We start from the raw sequence: 21,219 nt of genomic DNA on the forward strand, positions 1-21,219 counted from the left end.
CGGTGAGTGGGACTCGATTTGACTCGAGTGAACGAACTGTGAACTGCCGATGACCATCGGTGGACCCGGCGCGCGAACCATGAGGTATTCGACGCGGCGGCGGCCACGGACGGCCCTGGTACGCATTGCGTGCAGCGGGTTCATCGCGAGCGATAAGGGGCGTAGATTGTGTGTATCTCGAAGTTACTCACAAGTAGGAGGCAACGATGCCCGCGCCGGAAGCCGATGTATTCGACCGCCTCAGCGCGCTGGCCGCGATCGCGGCGCCCGCGGACCGGCAGAGCAGGACGATCGCCGAGACGTTCACCGGGAATCCGCTGGGTACCGTGCCGGTGGGCACCGCGGACGACGTCGCGGCGGCCTTCGACAAGGCGCGCGCCGCGCAGGAACACTGGGCCGCCCGGCCGGTGGCCGAGCGCGCCGCGGTGCTGAATCGTTACCGCGCGCTGGTGGTGGAGCACCGCGAGTTCCTGATGGACGTGGTGCAGGCCGAGACCGGCAAGGCGCGCTGGGCGGCCCAGGAAGAAATCATGGGCCTGATGTTCGCGGCCCGCTACTTCGCCGAGATCGCCCCCGGACTGTTGGGCGGACATCGGGTTCCGGGCGCTTTTCCCGTGCTCAACCGCGCCTCGGTCCGGTATCAGCCCAAAGGCGTGGTCGGTGTCATCGCTCCGTGGAACTACCCGCTGCTGTTGTCGATCGGCGATTCCATCCCCGCGCTGCTGGCGGGCAATGCCGTGGTGGTCAAGCCCGACAGCCAGACCCCGTTCTCGACGCTGGCCGGCGCGGAGTTGCTGTACCGGGCGGGCCTGCCGCGTGAGCTGCTCGCGGTGGTCCCCGGCCCCGGCGGCGTGGTCGGCACCGCCATAGTGGAGGCGTGTGACTACCTGATGTTCACCGGTTCCTCGGCGACCGGGCGCACCCTGGCCGAACAGTGCGGCCGCAGGCTGATCGGATTCTCCGCCGAACTCGGCGGCAAGAACCCGATGATCGTCACCGCGGGCGCCGATCTGGACGCCGCCGCCAAGGCGGCCGTGCGCGCCTGCTTCTCCAATGCCGGGCAACTGTGCATCTCGATCGAGCGACTGTATGTCGAGCGGCAGGTCGCCGCGGCGTTCACCGCGAAATTCGTCGCCGCCGTCGACGCCGCGAAACTCGGTGCCGCCTACGACTATTCGGCCGATATCGGCAGCCTCATCTCCGAAGCGCAACTGGAGACGGTGTCCAAGCATGTCGCGGACGCCACCTCGAAGGGAGCACAGGTGCTGACCGGCGGCAAGGCCCGCCCGGATCTGGGGCCGCTGTTCTTCGAGCCGACCGTGTTGAGCGAGGTGACCGACGAGATGGAATGCGGTCGCAACGAAACCTTCGGCCCGCTGGTGTCTATCTACCCCGTCGACAGCGTCGAGGAGGCCGTGCGCCTGGCCAACGACACGGACTACGGCTTGAATGCCTCGGTCTGGGCGGCGAGCAAGTCCGACGGCGAGCGGATCGCGGCGCGGTTGCACGCGGGCACGGTCTGTGTGGACGAGGGGTACGCGCCCGCCTGGGGCACCACCGCGGCCCCGATGGGGGGCATGGGCATCTCCGGTGTGGGGCGCCGCCACGGACCGGACGGCCTGCTCAAGTTCACCGAACCGCAGTCGATCGTGGTCACCCGGTTCATGAATCTGGACGCGCCCAAGCTGTTCCCGAAGGACAAGTGGCAGCCGTTCCTGATGAGCGTCGCCCGCAGCCTGCGCTTCCTGCCCGGACGCTGACGCGCGAGGCCCGCCCGGGTGGTCGTGCCCACCCGGGCGGACGATCCGCCGGTTCACTCGTGCAGGGTCACGCCAACCGGTCGGCTCCGGTGCGCGGCGGCCCCCCTGCCGCCAGCGCCGCTGCTTCTTCGTCGGTGAGCAGCCGCGATCTGATGACGAAACGCGAATCCTCGAGAGCATCCGAAGCGCTGCCGCCGGGGCCCTCGGCCACGTCCACGGTCAGGTGGGTGTGCTTCCAGTGCTCGTATTGCTCCGCGCTGATCCACAATTCGGTGTGCCAGGGCAGGGTTCCCAGGAGGACATCCGCGCCGTCGATCCGGGATTCCCGGATGGGCAGGCACCTGGGCGTGCCGCTGTCGAGGCGCCCGCCGGACTGGTGGAGCAGGACCGCCCCGTGCTGGTCGATCATGCGTCGTAGGACCGCCCTGGCGCGCTCGGTGATGTCCACCCGGCGCGTTCGGTGCGGTATCGCCGCGCGGTTCGGCCGACGTGGATGACGTGGCCGGAGTGCGTCGGGTAGTCGACGGTGCCGGAGACCCGCCCCCGGTCTGGTGTAGCTCATGGTTCCTCGCAGATATCTCGGACCGGGTCCACTATCGTCCGCCGAGGTTGGTGCGAGGTTGGTGGGAAAACCTCAGTCGCGCAACGCCGTATGGAGACGGGCCGCGACCACCGCGCGACGGACGTCGTCAGCAGGCAGCAAGCGCAACGCGTGCTCGTGGACCGCGATATCGCGCGGCGCGCGTTCGCCGAACGCCACCGCGTGCTCGGCTCGGTCGCCTGCGAGCACGGCGGTCCGCACACCGACGTCGAGGTGATCGCGCCACTGCAGCACGCCGGGCGCCTCGGACCCGGGCAGCAATGGCCCGCGATACAGCCACACCGCGGAGGTGGTGTCGCCCGCTGTGACGGCGGCGAGCAGGTCGACGGCGTCGCAAGATACCGGCCCGGTCAGAACGTAATGGCGATTGGTGATCTCGCCGCCGATCGCGCGGCGCAGATGCGAGACGTCCGCCTTGAGCGTGCTGGCGGACACGCCGCGATCGCCGTACAGCGCGGCATGCAACTGCTCCGGTGTGAAACCGTCCGGCTGCAGCGCCAGCAGTGCGAGGATCTCCAGTTGCCGGGGCGGCAGGGGTACCGGCACGGCATCGCGCAGCAGACGTGCCGCACCGAGACATTCCAGCCGGATTCCCGGTGCCGGTGCGGGCGTGGCGGTGCGCAACATCGTCTCCACCGCCGTCACCAGCGCGCGGACCGAGGTGAGCACCGCGGGATGGGAGCGGTCCCAGGAACTGGACAGGTCCAACGCCCCGACCAGTCTGCCGTCGGGTCCGTGGATCGGCGCGGAATAGCAGACCCAGCCGTGTAGGGCGGCGACCAGATGCTCGGCGGAGAACACCGCGGCGGGCCGGTCGGTGTGCAACGCCAGGGCCACACCGTTGGTACCCATGTGGCTTTCGTCCCAGCATCCGCCGGGCGCGAGGTTGACCTGCTCCGCCTGCCTGCGCAGCGTTCGGTCGCCGCAGGACCACAGGACGGTGCCCGCGTGGTCGGTGACCACGGCCAGGTAACCGGAGTCCTCGGTGACGGCGCGCAGTTCACCCGCCAGCGCCGTGACCGGTTCACGTAGTGGGGAGGCGGCCCAACGGTCGCCGATGTCGTCGACGCCGGGCGCGATCGTGGTCGCGGGATCGACGGTGTGCAACGACCGCCGCCAGGATTGTGCTACTTCGCTGCGCAGGACGGTGTTCCGGGACCTGGCGGTCGCCAGGGGAGTCGTCGCCCAACGCTCCCATTCTCTTTCCAGTTCGACCCGCTGCTGTATGAGGGTGTGGGACTGCGCCACGTGGATGACCCATCGTCGTGTGAGCTCGTCTTCGCTTTCTCATTCTGGCGTACGCAGGACGAGGAGGCGAGTGACGCCGCGGTCACTTCCGGATGAAAAAGCCTGCGACGTCGGCATTCTTGATCGGGGTTTCGGCGTTTGCCTGCGCGCCGCAGAGCAGGTCGACCGACACCATCGTCGCGTCCACCACCGTTCCCGCCGGCTCGCGGTCGTCGCGGCTCTGTTCCTTGACGAACTTGGTGATCGTCGTGCGCTTGGTGTCCTGGTCCTGCTTGATGTACTCGTTGCACGGCGTGTCGCCGCCGCGGTTGAGGGCGCGTTCGATGTCGGTGCAGCCCGCGAGCGCCATGGCGACCATCGCGATCCCGAGGCCGGTCCGGCCGGTCCGTGACAGCGTGGTGTTCATGGGCTCCTCCTGAAGGTCCGCGCACGGCGATGCCCGCCGCGATCGGACTCCAGACTAGAGCCATCGCGGGCGAGTGTTCGCCGACCGGCGAACGCTAGGCCCGGAAGACGCAGAGCGGGACGTTCATCTCCGCCGGTGTGAGCGAACCGTGGTGGCCGACCAGCCGGGACTGCAATGGTTCGGCGCCGGTGCGGATGACGCCACGCCGCCCACCGGCGACCACGACCAGATCGCCGATGCGTTGAACGATCGCGGGATCGACCCTGGGGCCGAACCAGCCTCGGCCCACGGCTTCCTCCTTGCCGAGCACCTCGAAGTCCGTGCCGAGTGCGGCCCGCCAGGCCGCCGCGACGTCGGATTCGGCGCCGGGCACGGTGTAGACGTGGCGGGCGCGTGGCTCACCGCCCAGCGCGCGGACGCCCTCTTGCAACGCGGCGGTGGTGTCGAAATCGATGCGGTCGTCCAGCTCGACCATGCCGTGATCGGCGGTGACCAGCAGGGTCGCGCCGGAGGGCAGCTCGTCGGCGAGCGCGGTGGCGAGTCGGTCGGCGTTGGCGAGCTCGAGTTCCCAGGCGCGCGACGCGGGGCCGCGTACGTGTCCGGTCAGGTCCAGATCGCCGTGGTAGGTGTAGACCAGGGAACGCGACCCGGCGCGCAACGCCTCGCCCACCTCGGCGACGAGGTCACCGAAGGACAGCTGGGGGCGGAACTGGCAACCGCGCAGCACCGCCTTGGTCAGTCCCGACCCCGCCTGATCGCGCGGTGACACCTGGGCGACGGTGATGCCGTCGGCGGCGGCGCGCTCGAACACCGTTGTGCGAGGCTGGAATTCCTCTGGAACGAGTTCGTCGCGCAGATCGGATTTCGGCGCGCCGTGCAGCCGCCAGGACAGCGGGGTGAACAGCCGGTCGTAGCCGGGGATATGGAACAGATAGCCGACGATTCCGTGCTCGCCGGGCGGAACGCCCACCCCGAGCGAAGTGAGGCTGGTGGCCGTCGTGGTCGGGAAACCGGCCGTCAGCCCGATCGGCGCGAGACCGGTCAGGAACGGAGCGGCAGCGGGATTCGCCACCAGGTGCTCGTAGCCGAGCCCGTCCACCAACAGGACGCAGACCCGGTCGGCGTTCAGCCCGAGTCCGAGCCGGTCCTCCTCGCCGGGTACGCCGAGACCGGCGAGGACGGAGGGGAACAGATCGGCCAGGGAACCGGTACCGTAACGCGGCGCGACGAACACGAAGGTCAGGATGTCAACGTCGGCGGGTGCATGGCAAGGGTATTCAGGCCTGTCCGGTCTCGAAACGGGTCACCTTGCCGTCGCGCAGGACGAAACGCCACGTGGTCCGCATCGACCCCCAGCGTGAATTGGTATATTCGGCAACCAGTTCCGTGCCGTCGTCGCCGACGGACTCGATCCGCATGCGTGCGTTGCTGTCGAAGATCTCCGCTTCGGTCCACTGGGCGAGATCGCGCTCCACACCGTCGTCGGACATGGTGGCATCGTCGGTGAGAACGGCGTAGAAACGGTCCTGATCATTGGCGTTGAGCGCGTCGACGAACTCCTGCACCGTCGGATCCAGCTGCGCGGTCATCCGTGTGATCTCCTCGGATCGGTGTGAGAAGCAATCGGTGTGAGAAGCATTGGACAGCAAACGTCTGGCGTCCACTCTAGGTCAGCGACGGCCCGCTCGGCTCGATCAATGTCGCGAAGGTCCGCATGACGTCGTCCACCAGTGCCGTGCCGGTGGTGCCGAACTGTCCCGCCCGTTTCTCCAGCTGTCCATCCAGCCACAGTGAGGCCAGCCCGTGGCCGAGTCCCCAGAACGTGACCGCCAGTGTGTCGGCCTTGTCGGCGGGCAGCTCCCCGGCGCGAACACACTCGGCGATCGCGTCGGCCAGGACTCCGAAAGCCGCGTCGCCCGCCGCCATGGTGTCGGGGTGCTTGTCGGGCTGGGAGAGCTCAGGCCGGAACATCAAGCGGAAGTAGGCCGGTTGCTCGCGGGAGAACCGCACGTAGGCGTTCGCCAGTGCGGTCAGGGCGGCCATGGGCGTCGGAGCCTCGGCGCGGGCGGCCGACAGTCGCGCGCCGAGCAGCTGGAAACCCTGCGTGGACAGCGTCGCGAGCAGGGCGGCGCGGTCGGGGAAGTGGTGGTACGGCGCGGCGGTGCTCACGCCTGCCTCGCGCGCCACCCGGCGCAGGCTGACCGCCGCGAGCCCCTCGGTCTCGATCAAACGCAGGCAGGCGGCCAGCAGCGCGTCGCGCAGGGCGCCGTGATGGTAACTGGTCCGCGTCACCGTCCGAGCGTATGCGACGCGGCCTGGACAACCTAACTGTGCGGTGCTTAGATTATCTGAGCGGCGCTCAGATGAGTGCCGGGTAGCCACTCCACGAGACGGGTGAAGAAATGGGCACACAGGTATCGGTCACCGGCGCAACGGGATTCGTCGCCGGTCACGTTATCGCCGAACTTCTGGAGCACGGCTACGCCGTGCGCGCGACGGTTCGCGATCTCGCCGCCACCGGTAAACGGGCACACCTGGTCGAGCTGGCCCGGCGAACCGGGGGCGAGCTGGAGTTCGCGCAAGCCGATTTGAACGGCGAGGACGGCTGGGTGTCCGCCGTCGCGGGCAGCGCGGGCGTCCTGCACGTCGCGTCGCCGTTTCCCACCACGCCGCCGGACGACGAGCGCGAACTCGTCGACACCGCGGTCGAAGGAACCCTGCGCGTGCTGCGCGCCTGCGCCGCCGCGGGCACGGTTCGCCGGGTGGTGCTGACCTCCTCGATCGCCGCGATCGCCTACGGGCACACCGAGGACGCGCTGCGCACCGAGGCCGATTGGACGGTGGTCGAGCGCAGCCCGGCCTATCAGAAGAGCAAGACGCTGGCCGAGCGGGCGGCCTGGAATTTCGTCGCGAAGCTCCCGTCCCGCGAGCGATTCGAACTGGTCGTCGTCAATCCCGGCATGGTTCTCGGACCGCTGCTGTCGACGGACACGAGCACCTCGCACGAGCCCGTGCGCAGGTTGCTCGACCGGGACGTCCCCGGCGCGCCCCAGGTCGGCTGGGCGCCGGTGGACGTGCGCGATCTCGCCGTCGCGCACCGGCTCGCGCTGGAGACGCCCGAGGCCGCGGGCAACCGCTACATCTGCGCGGGTGAGCATCTGTGGATGGCGGAGATGGCGCGCATCCTCGCCGAGGAATACGCGCCGCGCGGGTTCCGGGTGCCGACCACGCAGCTGCCGAACTGGGTGGTGCGTTCGGTCGCCCTCTTCGACAAGGGCGTCCGGCTGACGCTGCCGACGCTGGGACGCACCGAATCGCTCAGCGCCGAGAAGGCCCGGCGCGAGCTGGGCTGGACCATGCGGCCGGTGCGGGAGACGCTGGTGGACACCGCCGAAAGCCTGCTGCGGCACGGAATTGTCACACCGCCCCGGCGCAAGTCCGCACCCCGGGCTGCCGCACCGCGCGCCGCGAGCGTCTGAGGGTTGTCGTCATGCTGATCGCGACACTGATCATCACCACGACTGCCGTGGTGCGGCGCTGGTTCGCACGTAGGTCCCCGGGCGGAGACTTCGCCGGGCGGACGGCGTCCGGACCGGTCCGCCGGGCACTGCACCGCCCGGCGCCGGTTGCCGCCGCCCTCGTGGCGCTGCTGGGCATCGCGGTCGCGGCGGGCACGCTCAGCCAGTGCTGAACCGGCCCCGACGTGCACGGCCGCGGCCCGGTTCGCTAGACAGGACCCGTGACTGCGCAGCTCCCCTTTCGGTTCGGTGTCAACATGGTGGTGCCCGAGAACCGGTCGAACTGGATCGGAAAGTGCCGTCGGGCAGAGGAACTCGGTTTCGACGTGGTCGGCGTCGCCGACCATCTCGGCTTGCCCGCGCCGTTCCCCGCGATGATCCTGGCCGCCGAGGCAACCGAGCGGGTGCGGCTGAACACCTTCGTGCTCAACACCGGGTTCTACAACCCGGTGCTGCTGGCCCGCGACGTGGCAGGCGCCGATCAATTCACCGACGGGCGGATCGAACTAGGGCTCGGCGCGGGCTATGTCCAGGCGGAATTCGAGGCGGCGGGCATCCCGTTCCAAAGCGGGAGCAAGCGCGTCGAGCACTTGGAACAGACGGTTATCACGCTGCGCCGGCTGTTCGCCGAGCCGGAATATCAGCCGCAACCCGCGCAGCCGACGGGTCCGCCCGTGCTCATCGGTGGCTGGGGTGACCGGTTGCTCGCTGTCGCCGCGCGGCACGCCGACATCATCGCCTTCACCGGCGCCGCGGCCTCGCGCAACGGTGGGCCGCTGCAGATGGCCGGGCTCGCCGAAACCGAGGAGCGCGTCGCCTACGTCCGGGAGCTGCTCGGTCCACGGCTGGACAAGGTCGAGTTCAACATCCTCGTGCAGCGGGTGGTCCCGCCGGCCGAACGCGCGAGCGTCCTGGAGGTCTTCGGCCCGGCGCTGCCGCCGGACGTCGCCGACTCCCCGGAAGATCACCCGATCCTGCTCATGGGTACGCCCGAGGAGATGGCCGACCGGCTGCGCGATCGGCGCGAGCGTTACGGCATCAGTTACATCACGGTCCTCGAGGACAGCATGGAGAAGTTCGCCCCGGTCATCGAGTTGCTGCGCTGATCCCCAGGCCCGAATTCACGGCAGCGGGTCGATGATGACGCGCGGATCGATCTGCCGGAGTTCTCTCGGTCGGCTGGTCAGGCAGGGCCACGCGCGGGCCACCGCCTCCCGGGTGACGTGGCCCGCGGCGAACAGGGCGTCGGCGGTCGGTCCCGCACCGTGCCGGATCGCCGGCGGCGGGGTGATGGTGTGGTCGAACGACGGAACCACAGTGTGCGGCAGGCCGACCAGCACAGCCAGGATGTCGAGCCGGTCGGCGGGGATATGCGTGCGCGCCGCGGCGAGGACGGTGCTCGGTACGACGATGGTGTTGCCCGCGTCGACCGTCGCCCAGACGACCGCTTGGGCATAGTTGGCGCGATTGGCGAACGCTACGACCGCCGCGGCGTCGAAGACGACGCCGCCCAGCCTCGCCGGGGATCTCACGCTACGCCGGCGTGCGCGTCCACCTCCCCGCCCGGTAGTAGCGGTGGAGCGGGCAGGGGAAGCGTTCGTTGCTCCGCTACACCACTCCCCAGCGGCCGGGCGACGAGGTCGTCGGGCAGCGTGCGGGTGGCCATTCGCGGTCTGTGCTCCCGAGGCGACGGCATGCCACGACTCTAGCCGCGCGATCCGCCTCGGGCAGGATGCTCACGCGGGCTTGTGCCACAGCAGCGTGTAGCGCCACATGAGCCGTCGCCGCATCCGCGCCCCGGGGAGGAGTTCTCTTGCGGCCGAACGTATGTCGGCGTAATCGTCCACGGGATCGCGCATTTGCGCATTCGGGCCGCCGCGCCGGTGCAGGGCGTCCGTCGCCCAGACGAGTGGCGCCACGGGGAAGTAGTGGAAGTCCTTGCGCGGAGTCATGTTCCAGAGCCCGACGACGGCGAGGACACCGCCCGGCGCGACCAGGCGGCGCAGTGCGGTGATGCCCTCCCGCAGCGGAACGTGGTGCAGGGTCGCCACCGTGGTCACGACATCGAAAGAGCCTGTGTATTCGAGGAAGTCGGCCCGTTCGAGGGATATGCCCGCCATCGCGGGGACGCGGGTGAGGATGTCCGCGTCGATGTCGATGCCGGTGACCGCCAGCCCGTGGCGGGCCAGCTTGCCCGCCAATAGTCCGTCACCGCAGCCGATGTCGAGCGCTGTGCGGGCCGAGCGCGGCACCTGCTTCAGCAGCCAAGGGTGGTAGCGGGTGTTGTGATTCCAATAGGGATCGTCGCGCACTTCAGCCACTGTAGGGACGGCTCGGGCCCGCACGCGATCGCGGTCGTCTCGGAGTACACATTTATGTGATTTACATCACATTTGCTGGAGCATTTTGTCGGTCTCGGATGGCAAGGTGTGCGGTATGCCTTCCCCCGCATCGCTCGATGCCATCCGAGTGCTCGGAGCCAACGAGCACAACCTGCGCGACGTGTCGCTGGAGATCCCGAAGGACAAGATCACCGTCTTCACCGGTGTCTCCGGTTCGGGCAAGTCGTCGATCGTCTTCGACACCATCGCGGTCGAATCGCAGCGCCAGCTCTACGCGACCTTCCCGGCCTTCATCCTCAACTTCCTGCCCCGCTACGAACGCCCGCACGCCGAGGCCATCGAGAACCTCACCGCACCGGTCATCATCGATCAGCAGCCGGTCGGCGGCGGTCCGCGCTCCACGGTCGGCACGATGACCGACATCTTCTCGATGGTGCGGGCCATGTTCGCCCGATTCGGTTCGCCCTCGGCGGGGTTCGTCTACAACTACTCCTTCAACGTCCCGCAGGGCATGTGCCCGGACTGCGACGGTCTCGGCGTCACCGTCCGGGCCGACCCCAACCGGCTGGTCGACCGGACCAAGTCGCTGAACGAAGGGGCGATTCTCCTGCCCGGATACGGCGTGGGCGGCGGAGAGTGGCAGATGTACGGCACCTCCGGCCGCTTCGACCCGGACAAGAAGCTGGCCGACTACACCGACGAAGAGTTCCACGACCTGCTCTACGGCACCGGCGGCAAGGTCGAGCTGACCTTCAGCAAAGGCACGTGGAAAGCGAACTACGAAGGCATCGCCACCAAATTCACGCGCACCCGGCTGCAACGCGACACCTCCACGTTGAGCGAGAAGACCCGTGAGCAGATGCGGCAATTCCTCACCGAAGGTGTGTGCGGCACCTGCGCGGGCGCCCGATTGAACGAGGCGGCGCTGGCCACGAAGATCGACGGGCGCAATATCGCGGACTGGGCGCGGTTGCAGATCACCGACCTGATGGAGGTCCTCGACGAGATCACCGACCCGGCCGCGGTCGGCCTGGCCGGGGCCATCCGCACCGCGCTGCGGCGCGTCGCCGATATCGGGTTGGGTTATCTGAGCCTGGATCGGCCGACCTCGACTCTGTCCGGGGGCGAGGGCCAGCGGCTGAAGATGATCAAGCATCTGTCCAGCACGCTGATCGGTCTGACCTACATTTTCGACGAACCGAGCGTAGGGCTGCACCCGCGGGACGTCGGTCGGCTGAACGACCTGCTGAAGGCCTTGCGGGACAAGGGAAACACCGTGATCGTAGTGGAGCACGATCCGGATGTCATCCAGATCGCCGACCATGTGGTCGACGTCGGACCGCGCGCGGGCGTGCACGGCGGACAGGTGGTCTTCCAGGGCAGTTTCGCCGATCTCCGGGCGGCCGACACCCCGACCGGCGCCGGTCTGCGCCGGCCGTTCCGGGTGAAGGACTCCTTCCGGACCGGCACGGGCGAACTGCTCATCGAGAACGCGACGGTGCACAACCTGAAGAACGTGACCGTCGGCATCCCCACCGGCATCCTGACCGCCATCACCGGCGTCGCGGGCTCGGGCAAGAGCAGCCTGATCCGGGACGTGTTCGTGCGCGAGCACCCCGGGGCGATCTTCGTCGACCAGTCGCCCATCGCCGCGTCGTCCCGATCCACGCCCGCGACCTACCTCGGGCTGATGGACCCTATCCGCAAACTGTTCGCCAAGGCCACGGGGGAGTCCGCGGGCCTGTTCAGTTTCAATTCGGCCGGTGCGTGCAAGCAGTGCGAGGGCCGTGGCGTGATCATCACCGAGATCGCGTATATGGATCCGGTGACCACCCACTGCGACGCCTGCGACGGACGGCGCTTCTCCGATGACGTGCTCGCCCTGATGTTGCGCGGCAAATCCATCGCCGACGTGCTGGAGATGTCGGCAGAGGAAGCGCTCGGATTCTTCGCCGAGAAGGCGCTGCACACCAAGCTGCGCACCATGAACGAGGTGGGCTTGGACTATCTCAGCCTGGGCCAGGCGATGAGCACGCTGTCCGGCGGCGAGCGCCAGCGGATCAAGCTGGCGACCCAGTTGCAGAACACCGGAAGCGTCTACGTGCTCGACGAGCCGACCACGGGGCTGCACATGTCCGACGTGGACACACTGCTCGCACTGATGGACCGCCTGGTCGACCGGGGCAACACCGTCGTGGTGATCGAGCACAACCTCGATGTGGTGGCCCATTCGGATTGGGTGATCGATCTCGGACCGGACGGCGGCAAGCACGGCGGCGAGATCGTCTTCACCGGGCCGCCCGCCGACCTGCTCGCGCACCCGTCCTCGCTGACCGGCGAATACCTGCGCCGATACAAAGCAGGTAGCTAGCCGGAGGGTTTCGTCACCGTGAATCGCTGAGTTCCGGTCACCCGCAGCAGCTCCAGCGCCGAGGCTTCCCGGCTGCCGGGCGGCGCCGAGTACACCACGACGGCTTGGTCGGTGTCCGGAACCAGCAAGGTATCGCAGTCCAGACGCAGCATTCCGAGGTCGGGATGCTCGATCGTTTTGGTCGCGCTGCGCCACTGCCCGGACCGCCGCGCGTTCCACAGTTGCTCGAATCGTGCGCTGCGCGAACGGAGTTCGGAGACCAAGCGCAGGAGGCCGGGATCGTCGGGGTAGCGCGCGCGGGCGCTGCGCAGAGCGGAGACCGACAACGACGCGGCGTTGTCGGCTTCCGCGGGCGTCATCGCGACTCGTCCGGGCTCGGTGCCGAGGAAACGCTGCCAGATGATGTTGCGCCGGGCGGGCGGCCACGCGGAGAAATCACCGAGCAGCGCGACCGCCATCGGATTCCAAGCCAGCACGTCGGCCTTGGCCGACAGCACCAGCGCGGGCAGATCGGCCATCCGGTCCAGCAGACGCAGTACGCTCGGCCGCACCACCATGTCGATGCTGCCCTCCTGCGGCGGCGCCGCGCCCGCGAACTGGAACAGCAGGGTGCGGTCCTCGTCGTTGAGCCGCAGTGCGCGGGCCAGCGCGGCGAGCACCGAGCTGGAGGGACGGGGGCCGCGCCCCTGTTCCAGGCGCACCACGTAGTCGACGCTGACACCGGCGAGCTGGGCGACCTCCTCGCGGCGCAACCCCGGGACCTGTCTGCGCTGGCCCGCAGGTAGCCCCACATCGCCCGGGCGCACGTGGTCACGCGCCTGCCTGAGCAACGCGGCCAGCTCGGTTCGATCCACATATCGATCATGCCGCAGCCGACCGTCGTGGAGGTGGGATGGCTACTCCCCGTAGGCGGCGCATGCGCTGTCGGGCGCGCGCAGCGCGTTCCGACGCCGCGCCGCGAGGTGGGGCACTAGCCGGTGGTGACCGCGCCGAACTCCGTCTCGAGCCAGGCGGGGAACTCGGTCAGATCCGTGAGCACCACGTCGGCGCCTGCCGCGCGCAGTTCGGCGGCCGTGCACGGTCCGGTGCTCACGCCGACCGCGAGGACGCCCGCGGCCCGTGCGCCGTTCATGTCGCCGACGTGGTCGCCGACGAAGAGATGCGCGCCCTGTTCGCGCAGGGTCGCCGCCTTGCCCGCCGACCACAGGTCGCCCGCGAGATGGTCGATCCGCCAACCGAGTTCGACGATGTGCAGCCGCGCCAGCGGGGCGTGTTTGCCGGTGACCACCAGCACCCGTCCGTTGCGGGCCTCGATGGCCGCCAGGGCCGCCTGCGCGCCCGGCATCGGGGGAATGGTCGATACGAGCGTCGGGTACAGCGCTCGGTAGCGGGTCACCAGAGCCGGAACGAGTTCCTCGGGCGCGCCCGCTTCGACGAGCAGGGTGGCCAGCGGCGGGCCGAGCCGATCGGCGAACGTCGTCCCGCACAGCGGCAGATCGAACTCGACGCCGAGCATGTCGATGGCTCGCGCGACGCCCGGCCGCGAGTCGATCAGCGTCATGTCGAGGTCGAAGCCCACGGTCCAGGTCACCTGCTCGACCCTAATCGCCGGCGCTGGGGTCCGCCGGTCCGGCTGGTGTGATTCACAACTCCGATGCACGGCGGGTGGGATGCCGCAGCGTCGGCGAGGCCGGCTGTGGCTGGCGTGATTCACGTGGAACCTCCGGTGCAGTCGATGTCACGAAAGCGCTTGTGGCCCCGAACCATTCGGCATCGAGTGCAAATCTGCGTCAGGTGCGCCTCGGTGGCGCGGTGCGTTTGGCGTAACCGCTGATCGGACTGACCTCCATTCGATCGATGCCGCTCAACGTCCCGACACGCTCGGTGGCGTAGCCGAACAGGGCGTCCGCGTCCCGGCAGACGACGCACACCAGCAGATTGTGCGGTCCGGTGATGGCGCCGACGAACGCCGCCTCCGGATCGGCGGCCAGCGCGGTCGCGACGGCGACGAGCCGTGCGGGGGCGACTGTGAGCCACAGCAGGCTCTGCACGGTGAACCCGAACAGCGCCGGATCGACTTCGACGTCGAATCCGAGCACCTGGGCGCCGCGCAGTTCCTCGACCCGCCGCCGCACCGCGGATTCCGACCACCCGACGACCCGCGAGAGTTGCGGATACGCCGCCCGCCCGTCGGCGGCCAGCGCGGGCAGCAGGCGCTGATCCAATTCGCTCGGCGTCACTTTCGCGGGTGGAGCCGGCTCGGGCGCGCGCAGGGCCGCGCTCTGCTCGGTCGACAGCGCGGACATCCGTCCCCGCCAGCGGCGTTGCATGACGTGCCGCAGCACTCGCTGGGCGTCGATGAACCCGACGGCCGGATGGCGGGCCAGCTCGGGCAGGGGAGCGTCGCCGGGGACGCGGAACAGGCAGGTCAGCTCGGCTCCGCCGGCGATGACCGTCACCCACGCGGTGTCGGTGCGGCGGGCCAGCTCGCGGGCGACCGCGGCGGTGGCATCCGGCCGTACCCGCAGGCGCACCAGCCACTCGGCATGGTCCACGCGGCCGGTGCGGGCTACACCGGTGACTCGCAGCCCTCCGGTGTCGAGCAGCCGCCGGTACCGGCGCGCCAACGTGCGCTCGGAGACCTCCAGCACCGGTGCGAGCCTGCTGAACGGCGCACGGCCGTCGAGTTGCAGAGCGTGCAGCAATCTCCGGTCGACGTCGTCCAAGATGACCGAATCCACCTCGTCAGGGTAGGGCAGTGCCGGAAACCGGCGAATCCACCGTGGTGACGGGCGCCGCGGCGCAGGAGGGACGAGCATCGTCGCCGTGCAGAAACCGATCGACGCCATCCACCACACCGGAATCCTCACCCGCGACCTCGACGGACTGGAACGCCGCTACCTCGACCTCGGGTTCGCTCTGAGTCCCCGTTCGCGGCACCTGCTGAGCGCACAACCGGGTGAGCCGCCCATACCCGGATGCACGGCCAACCGCTGCGCGCTGTTCGGTGGCTCCTACCTCGAACTGCTCGGCATCGTCGACGAGTCCGCGCCGGACCCGTGGCACACCAAGGCGATGGCCGACGAGTACGAAGGCTTCCGTCTGCTCAACCTGGAGACCGGCGATGCCGAGGCGGCGCGACGACAGCTCGCGGCGGCGGGCGTGCGCGCCTCCGGCGTGCTCGACCTGGAACGCGACGTCGAGACCGAGAACGGCATCCGCACGGTGCGGGCGCGGGCCGTGCACGTGGATCCGAGCGCGACGCCGGAGGCGCTGCTCGGTGTCGCCCAGCATCTCACCCGCGAATACGTGCACCAGCCGCGTTATTTGTCGCACCCGAACGGCGCCCGCGCCATCGCCGCCGTGCTGATCGTCGCGGCCGATGGTGAGTTCGACGCTGTCGTCGAACGCTACGGCCGCATCTTGGACGTGCCCGCGGTGCGCAAAGGACCGCTGACCGTGCTGGAGATGGGCTCGGGGCGGCTGGAGCTGGTGCGCACGTCACAGGCCGCCGCGGTGCTGCCCGGCGAAGCCGCGCCCGCATCGTCGTACCTGGCCGCCATGACCATCGACGTGCGCGATCCGACGGTCGCGCGCGACCTCGTCACGAACGCGGGCGTGCCGATACGGGAGACGGACGAGGGGTTCTTCGTCTCCGCCCGTGATGCCTACGGCGCCGGTCTGTTCTTCGTGGCGGGCTGAGTCGGTATACCTTCCGGCGGTCGGCCGATGTCGGTTGCCGCCAGGATGAGGCCCGGCCTGGCGGCGCGACGAGCGACGGTTCAGTTCGTTCCCGTGGGCTGCGGTGCGGCGAGCGTGGAGCGCTTGCGCCCGTATCCGAGGTAGACCGCGATGCCGACCAGTACCCACACACCGAATCGCACCCAGGTCAGCGCCTCGAGGGTGGTCGCGAGCAGCACGCAACCGATCAGCGCGAGCAGCGGAACCAGCGGTACCAGCGGGGTGCGGAACGGGCGTTCGCGCTCGGGCTCGGCCCGGCGCAGCACCAGCACGCCCACGCACACCACCGCGAACGCCGACAGCGCGCCGATATTGACCAATTCCACCACGATGTCGATCGGCAGCAGTCCCGCGATGACGGCGCCGACCACGCCCAGCAGCAAAGTCAGCCGCACCGGAGTGGAGCGTTTCCCGGTGGCCGCCAGCCGGTAGGGCAGCAGCCGGTCGCGGCACATCGCGAACATCAACCGCACCTGGGCGTACACGATCAGCAGCAGGCCCTTCGTGAGCGCGATGATCGAGGCGATCACGATGACGTCGCCGATCCACCCGATGCGCACCGCGCCGAACGCCGTCGCGATCGGCGCGCTGTTGTTCAGCGTCTCGAACGGCACCATACCGGTGAGCACAGCGCTGACCAGCGCGTAGAGCACGGTGGCGATGAGCACCGTGCCGATGATGGCGAACGGAATGTCGCGGCGCGGGTTGCGGGCCTCCTCCGCCGACGCGGCGACCACGTCGAAACCGAGAAAGGCGAAGAACGCGATCGCGGCGCCGCCGATGACGCCGCCGATCCCGAACGGGGCGAACGGTGTCCAGTTGTCCATGGCCGCGTGCGGCGCGCCGACGGCGATCACCAGGACGAGCACGCCGATGGTCACCCCGACCAGCACCTTGGTGACCCGTGCGGTGAAGCTCACCTCGCCGACCAGCACCGCGACGACGGCGGCGACGATCAGTACGGCGGGCAGGTTCACCACGCCGCCTTCGGCGGGCCCGGCGGTGAGAGTGTGCGGGACGGTGATGCCGAACAGCGAATCCAGCGCGGACACAGTGGTCCCGGACCAGCCGATCGCCACCGCGGCGCCCGCGATGACGAACTCGAGCAGCAGGTTCCAGCCGACCAGGAACGCCGGTCCTTCCCCGAGGGTCGCGTAGGTGTAGGTGTAGGCGCTGCCGGAGACCGGCGCCATCGCCGCGAGTTCGCTATAGCACAGCGCCACCAGTACGCACACCGCTCCGGCCAGGGCGAACGACAGCACGATGGCGGGCCCGGCCTTCTCCGCGGCGGCCACCCCGGTGATGACGAAGATCCCGGCGCCGACGATGGTGCCCACGCCCATGGCGGTGAGATCGAGTCGTCCGAGTCTGCGCGCCAGCGTGGGCGCGCCCGCCTCGGTCGCGGTGTCGGGCAGGCGGCGGCGCCATCGCCGGGCTGATTCGGTGGTCATGACTCCCTTACGAGAACGGTCGGCCGGTCCGGCCCGGTGGACCGGACCGATGGACCATTCTCGCCGCGCACGGCGACACGCGGATAACTGGGGTGTTGCGACCGATGCGCGATGCACCGGCCGCGAGCCCTCAGCTACTGGCGGCCGCCGCGAAGGGCGTGGCGGCGGCGACGCGGGTGGGGCGGTTGGGATGCCGCCACAGCCCCTTGCGCTCCAGGATCGGCAACACCCCTTCGCCGAACCAGTACGCCTCTTCCAGATGCGGGTAGCCGGACAGGATGAAGTGGTCGATGCCCAGGCGGGCGTATTCGGTCAGCCGATCGGCGACTTCGGCGTGCGAGCCGACCAGCGCGGTGCCCGCGCCGCCGCGCACGAGGCCGACACCCGCCCACAGGTTGGGCGCGATCTCCAGCCGCTCGGTGCTGCCGCCGTGCAGCTCCGACATCCGTCGCTGACCTTCGGACTCGCTGCGCGCCAAGCTCGCCTGCACCCGCTCGATGTCGGCGGGGTCGATGCCTGCCAGCAGGCGATCGGCCTCGGCCCACGCCTGCTCGGAGGTGTCCCGGCTGATCACGTGGATGCGCAGGCCGTAGTCGAGGACGCGACCGTGGTCCACCGCGAGGCCGCGGATCCACTCCAGTTTCCCGCTCACCGCCGACAGCGGCTCGCCCCAGGTCAGGTAGGTATCGCTGTAGCGGGCCGCGATGGGACCCGCCGGTTCGGAGGAGCCGCCGAAGAACACCGGCGGCGCCGGGTCGGGCCGGTTGGCCAGCAATGCCTGATGTACCCGGATGTGCTCTCCCTCGAAAGTCACCGGCTCGGTGGAGGTCCACAGTTCCCGCACGACGTGCAGGAATTCGCCGGTGCGGGCGTAGCGCCGGGCCTTGTCCAGGAAGTCGCCGTAGGCCTGCTGCTCGTGTGGCTCGCCGCCGGTCACCACGTTGAGCAGCAACCTGCCCCCGGAATGCCGCTGGAAGGTGGCCGCCATCTGCGCCGCGAGCGTCGGGCTGACCAGGCCGGGGCGGAAGGCCACCAGGAACTTCAACGTCTCGGTGGTCTCGACCATCATCGCCGTGGTCAGCCAGGCGTCCTCGCACCATGCGCCGGTGGGAGTGAGCACAGCCTCGAAGCCGTTGTCCTCCGCCGCGGCGCCGATCTGGTTGAGATACCGCAGGGTGGCCGGACGGTCGCCGGACATGAAGGTGCCGTGCCCGCCCGCGACCAGTCCGCGGGAATCACCGTAGGTGGGCAGGAACCAGTGGAACGACAGACTCATGCTCGAGTCAACTCCCTTCCGGAGACCGCGGCGAGACCAGTAGCGGGACGGATCGGGCGGTGCGCCTGGTGACGCGCCGCGGTGATCCATGCTGGGCGCTCGACCGGCTCAGGTCACGGTTTGCAACCAGCCCGGTTTTTATTCGGATGTCCGTGCGTGTCACTATCCGGTCTAGACGTAACCATGAATAACACGTAATCTGGCCTCAGCACGCGCCCCATGGTGTGCGAGGCGGACGGACGAAACGAGTACCTCAATGACGCGGCATGTCGACGTATTGATCATCGGCGCTGGGCTGTCCGGAATCGGCATGGCCTGCCATCTCACCAAGGAGCAGACCGGGCGCAGTTACGCGATCCTGGAACGCAGGACCGCCATCGGCGGCACCTGGGACCTGTTCCGCTACCCCGGCATTCGTTCCGATTCCGACATGTACACCTTCGGCTACGGCTTCCGTCCGTGGAACGGCACCAAGGTACTCGCCGACGGCCCGAACATCCGCCGCTACATCGAGGAGACCGCGGCCGAGTACGGCGTCACCGAGCACATCCGGTTCGGTCGCAAAGTCACCACCGCGCGCTGGTCCAGCGAGACGGCCACCTGGACGGTCGAGGCGCTCGACGAACAGACCGGTGAGACGGAGGTCTACACCAGCGACTTCTTGGTCGGCTGCACCGGTTATTACGACTACGACAACGGTTACCGTCCCCGGTTCCCCGGCGAGGAGAACTTCGGCGGGCAGATCGTGCACCCCCAGCACTGGCCCGAGGGCCTGGACTACACCGGCAAGCGGGTAGTGGTGATCGGCTCCGGCGCCACCGCGATCACTCTCATCCCGGCCATGAGCGACAAGGCTGCGCACGTCACCATGCTGCAGCGCTCTCCGACGTACATCACCGCGCTGCCCGCCGACGACCCGGTCGCGGTCGGCCTGAAGCTGGCGAAGGTGCCCGCCGAGATCGCCTACCGGATGGGACGCGCCCGCAATATCGCGTTGCAGCGCGCGAGCTTCCAGCTTTCCCGCACGAACCCGGAGACTGCCAAAAAGCTGCTGCTCGCCGCCGTGCGGATGCAGATCGGCCCGGGCCTGGATATGCGCCATTTCACCCCGAGCTACAACCCGTGGGACCAGCGGCTGTGCGTGGTTCCCAACGGTGACCTGTTCAAGGTGCTGCGCAGCGGCAAGGCTTCCATCGTCACCGACCGCATCGAGACGTTCACCGAGACCGGCATCCGTGTGGCCTCCGGCGAGGAACTGCCCGCCGACGTGGTCATCAGCGCCACCGGCCTGAGTGTGCAGATGCTGGGCGGCATGAGCCTGGAAATCGACGGCGAGCCGGTGGTCACGCGCGACCGGGTGGTCTACAAGGGCGCCCTGCTCGACGGCGTGCCGAACGCGATGATGGTGCTCGGCTACACCAACGCGTCCTGGACCTTGAAGGCGGACCTGGCGGCCGAGTACTTCTGCCGCGTGCTCAACCACATGAAAAAGCACGGGTTCACCCGGGTCGAGGCCGTCGCCGCCGACGGCGACCGCGGCGCCGATTCGGTGATGGGCGGGGCGCTGACCTCCGGCTACATCCAGCGCGGCGACGCGGTGATGCCGCGGCAGGGCACCAACGGTCCGTGGCAGGTGATCAACAACTACTTCCGCGACCGCAAGCTGCTGCGTAAGGGCGCGCTCGAGGACGGGGTGCTGTCGTTCAGCCGGGCGCAGAAGGCGCCGACCGCGGGACGTCCCTTGGAAGGCACGCGCAGCGCCTGAGCGCCTTCCGGCGTCACACCGTGGCGGGCACGGACGCGTTGTCCGCCGTGATGCCGACCAAGTCGCGCGATACGACCGAAGACCTAACCCCCCACGGATCCGGGAACGTTTCGAGCGTCTTCGTCCACCAGGCCCAAGAGCGTTTCCGCGATCTTGCCCATGGCGTCGCGATATTCGGCGCGACCGGGTTCATCCGCCGTTCGGCGGGCGAGGACGCCCGCGGTGAGTGTGTAGCCGATGGTTTCCGCGATCACCCGCGGTGTGACCACCGGGGTGATGCGCCCGGCGTCGAGTTGGCGCTGGAGATACCGGGTGAAACGGCGAATCGGGCGTTCGGTGATCTCCTCGGCCAGCGCGGCCACCTTCGGGTCCACCGCACCGCGCTCGTGGATCAGGCGCAGCAGCGGTCCCGCCGTGGCGACCGCGGTGGCGAAGGACTCGATGGTGGCGCGCAACATCATTCGCGGATCGTCGTCCTGGATGCCCGGCTCCTGCGCGGCGAGGAACTCGTCGCGCACCCGCTCGGCAAGCGCCAGGAAGATCTCCTCTTTCGAGGCGAAGTAGACGTACATCGTGGCGCGGGAGACGCCCCCCGCCGCGGTGATCGCGGCGACGGTGGTGTTGTCGTAGCCGCGCTCGGCGAACACCCTGGCCGCGGCGTCGAGCAGGTCGCGGTGGCGGGAGGTGTGCGAACGCTCTCGGGCAGCGCGCACCGACCAGGTGGACTGGGTCACGCAGGC

Annotated in this window: 22 protein-coding genes; 7 read left to right on the forward strand and 15 right to left on the reverse strand. The window is 69.1% G+C overall.

The features are described from left to right. Nucleotides 1-206: 206 nt before the first annotated feature. The gene (locus tag K8O92_22265; GenBank protein ID UAK30616.1) at nucleotides 207-1,760 is read left to right on the forward strand and encodes a succinate-semialdehyde dehydrogenase (NADP(+)); all 1,554 of its coding nucleotides are present in this window, start codon (nucleotides 207-209) and stop codon (nucleotides 1,758-1,760) included. Between the two features lie 67 nt (nucleotides 1,761-1,827). Here the strand turns inward: K8O92_22265 and K8O92_22270 are convergent, their stop codons facing one another. From K8O92_22270 to K8O92_22295, 6 genes are all read right to left on the reverse strand, one after another. Beyond that, the gene (locus K8O92_22270) at nucleotides 1,828-2,322 is read right to left on the reverse strand and encodes a DUF779 domain-containing protein (protein ID UAK30617.1); all 495 of its coding nucleotides are present in this window, start codon (nucleotides 2,320-2,322) and stop codon (nucleotides 1,828-1,830) included. Between the two features lie 72 nt (nucleotides 2,323-2,394). Next, complete coding sequence (locus K8O92_22275; protein UAK30618.1) at nucleotides 2,395-3,609, reverse strand: transcriptional regulator; 1,215 nt, start codon at nucleotides 3,607-3,609, stop codon at nucleotides 2,395-2,397. Nucleotides 3,610-3,691: 82 nt separating this feature from the next. Continuing rightward, the gene (locus K8O92_22280; GenBank protein UAK30619.1) at nucleotides 3,692-4,015 is read right to left on the reverse strand and encodes a hypothetical protein; all 324 of its coding nucleotides are present in this window, start codon (nucleotides 4,013-4,015) and stop codon (nucleotides 3,692-3,694) included. A gap of 94 nt (nucleotides 4,016-4,109) precedes the next feature. After that, nucleotides 4,110-5,249, reverse strand: a complete 1,140-nt coding sequence (locus tag K8O92_22285; GenBank protein UAK30620.1) for an alkaline phosphatase family protein — start codon at nucleotides 5,247-5,249, stop codon at nucleotides 4,110-4,112. A 43-nt stretch (nucleotides 5,250-5,292) separates the two neighbouring features. Further along, nucleotides 5,293-5,604, reverse strand: coding sequence for a nuclear transport factor 2 family protein (locus K8O92_22290; GenBank protein ID UAK30621.1), 312 nt, complete (start codon nucleotides 5,602-5,604; stop codon nucleotides 5,293-5,295). A 76-nt stretch (nucleotides 5,605-5,680) separates the two neighbouring features. Then, nucleotides 5,681-6,307 carry a TetR/AcrR family transcriptional regulator gene (locus K8O92_22295; protein ID UAK30622.1) on the reverse strand — a complete coding sequence of 209 codons (627 nt, stop codon included), beginning with the start codon at nucleotides 6,305-6,307 and terminating at the stop codon, nucleotides 5,681-5,683. Nucleotides 6,308-6,417: 110 nt separating this feature from the next. On the opposite strand from K8O92_22295, the gene K8O92_22300 reads away from it, so the two are divergent. The 3 genes from K8O92_22300 to K8O92_22310 are packed head-to-tail and all read left to right on the forward strand — an operon-like array spanning nucleotide 6,418 to nucleotide 8,639. Then, complete coding sequence (locus K8O92_22300; protein ID UAK30623.1) at nucleotides 6,418-7,494, forward strand: aldehyde reductase; 1,077 nt, start codon at nucleotides 6,418-6,420, stop codon at nucleotides 7,492-7,494. 11 nt (nucleotides 7,495-7,505) lie between these two features. Further along, nucleotides 7,506-7,706, forward strand: a complete 201-nt coding sequence (locus K8O92_22305) for a hypothetical protein (protein ID UAK30624.1) — start codon at nucleotides 7,506-7,508, stop codon at nucleotides 7,704-7,706. Nucleotides 7,707-7,754: 48 nt separating this feature from the next. After that, nucleotides 7,755-8,639: an LLM class F420-dependent oxidoreductase gene (locus K8O92_22310; GenBank protein ID UAK30625.1), complete on the forward strand. Its 885-nt coding sequence runs from the start codon at nucleotides 7,755-7,757 to the stop codon at nucleotides 8,637-8,639. Between the two features lie 15 nt (nucleotides 8,640-8,654). Here the strand turns inward: K8O92_22310 and K8O92_22315 are convergent, their stop codons facing one another. From K8O92_22315 to K8O92_22325, 3 genes are all read right to left on the reverse strand, one after another. Then, nucleotides 8,655-9,065: a hypothetical protein gene (locus tag K8O92_22315; GenBank protein ID UAK30626.1), complete on the reverse strand. Its 411-nt coding sequence runs from the start codon at nucleotides 9,063-9,065 to the stop codon at nucleotides 8,655-8,657. Continuing rightward, the gene (locus tag K8O92_22320) at nucleotides 9,062-9,199 is read right to left on the reverse strand and encodes a hypothetical protein (protein ID UAK30627.1); all 138 of its coding nucleotides are present in this window, start codon (nucleotides 9,197-9,199) and stop codon (nucleotides 9,062-9,064) included. The genes K8O92_22315 and K8O92_22320 overlap by 4 nt, the downstream gene beginning before the upstream one ends. Nucleotides 9,200-9,269: 70 nt before the next feature. Then, nucleotides 9,270-9,845 (reverse strand): class I SAM-dependent methyltransferase, encoded by a 576-nt coding sequence (locus K8O92_22325; protein ID UAK30628.1) that lies wholly within the window; start codon nucleotides 9,843-9,845, stop codon nucleotides 9,270-9,272. Between the two features lie 124 nt (nucleotides 9,846-9,969). Here K8O92_22325 and K8O92_22330 point away from each other — a divergent pair, with 124 nt between their 5' ends. Beyond that, a complete protein-coding gene (locus K8O92_22330) occupies nucleotides 9,970-12,246 on the forward strand; it encodes an excinuclease ABC subunit UvrA (protein ID UAK30629.1) in 2,277 nt (758 codons plus the stop codon). Here the strand turns inward: K8O92_22330 and K8O92_22335 are convergent. The 3 genes from K8O92_22335 to K8O92_22345 form a co-directional block, all read right to left on the reverse strand. After that, complete coding sequence (locus K8O92_22335; GenBank protein ID UAK30630.1) at nucleotides 12,243-13,100, reverse strand: helix-turn-helix transcriptional regulator; 858 nt, start codon at nucleotides 13,098-13,100, stop codon at nucleotides 12,243-12,245. The two genes, K8O92_22330 and K8O92_22335, sit on opposite strands and share 4 nt — an antisense overlap. A 116-nt stretch (nucleotides 13,101-13,216) precedes the next feature. Then, nucleotides 13,217-13,837: an HAD hydrolase-like protein gene (locus tag K8O92_22340; protein ID UAK30631.1), complete on the reverse strand. Its 621-nt coding sequence runs from the start codon at nucleotides 13,835-13,837 to the stop codon at nucleotides 13,217-13,219. 199 nt (nucleotides 13,838-14,036) lie between these two features. Further along, nucleotides 14,037-14,987, reverse strand: coding sequence for an Lrp/AsnC family transcriptional regulator (locus K8O92_22345; protein UAK30632.1), 951 nt, complete (start codon nucleotides 14,985-14,987; stop codon nucleotides 14,037-14,039). A 76-nt stretch (nucleotides 14,988-15,063) separates the two neighbouring features. Between K8O92_22345 and K8O92_22350 the strand changes: the two genes are divergently transcribed. Then, nucleotides 15,064-15,948 (forward strand): VOC family protein, encoded by an 885-nt coding sequence (locus tag K8O92_22350; GenBank protein UAK35878.1) that lies wholly within the window; start codon nucleotides 15,064-15,066, stop codon nucleotides 15,946-15,948. Between the two features lie 80 nt (nucleotides 15,949-16,028). On the opposite strand, the gene K8O92_22355 is transcribed toward K8O92_22350, so the two are convergent. Continuing rightward, nucleotides 16,029-17,438 (reverse strand): amino acid permease, encoded by a 1,410-nt coding sequence (locus tag K8O92_22355; GenBank protein UAK30633.1) that lies wholly within the window; start codon nucleotides 17,436-17,438, stop codon nucleotides 16,029-16,031. Nucleotides 17,439-17,568: 130 nt separating this feature from the next. Continuing rightward, complete coding sequence (locus tag K8O92_22360; GenBank protein ID UAK30634.1) at nucleotides 17,569-18,714, reverse strand: LLM class flavin-dependent oxidoreductase; 1,146 nt, start codon at nucleotides 18,712-18,714, stop codon at nucleotides 17,569-17,571. Between the two features lie 256 nt (nucleotides 18,715-18,970). On the opposite strand from K8O92_22360, the gene K8O92_22365 reads away from it, so the two are divergent. Continuing rightward, nucleotides 18,971-20,479 (forward strand): NAD(P)/FAD-dependent oxidoreductase, encoded by a 1,509-nt coding sequence (locus tag K8O92_22365; protein ID UAK30635.1) that lies wholly within the window; start codon nucleotides 18,971-18,973, stop codon nucleotides 20,477-20,479. 83 nt (nucleotides 20,480-20,562) lie between these two features. On the opposite strand, the gene K8O92_22370 is transcribed toward K8O92_22365, so the two are convergent. Continuing rightward, complete coding sequence (locus K8O92_22370; GenBank protein ID UAK30636.1) at nucleotides 20,563-21,213, reverse strand: TetR/AcrR family transcriptional regulator; 651 nt, start codon at nucleotides 21,211-21,213, stop codon at nucleotides 20,563-20,565. Nucleotides 21,214-21,219 lie beyond the last annotated feature (6 nt).

Origin of the sequence: Nocardia asteroides (genome assembly GCA_019930625.1) — a bacterium.
In the GTDB taxonomy this organism is placed as follows: Bacteria; Actinomycetota; Actinomycetes; order Mycobacteriales; family Mycobacteriaceae; genus Nocardia; species Nocardia sputi.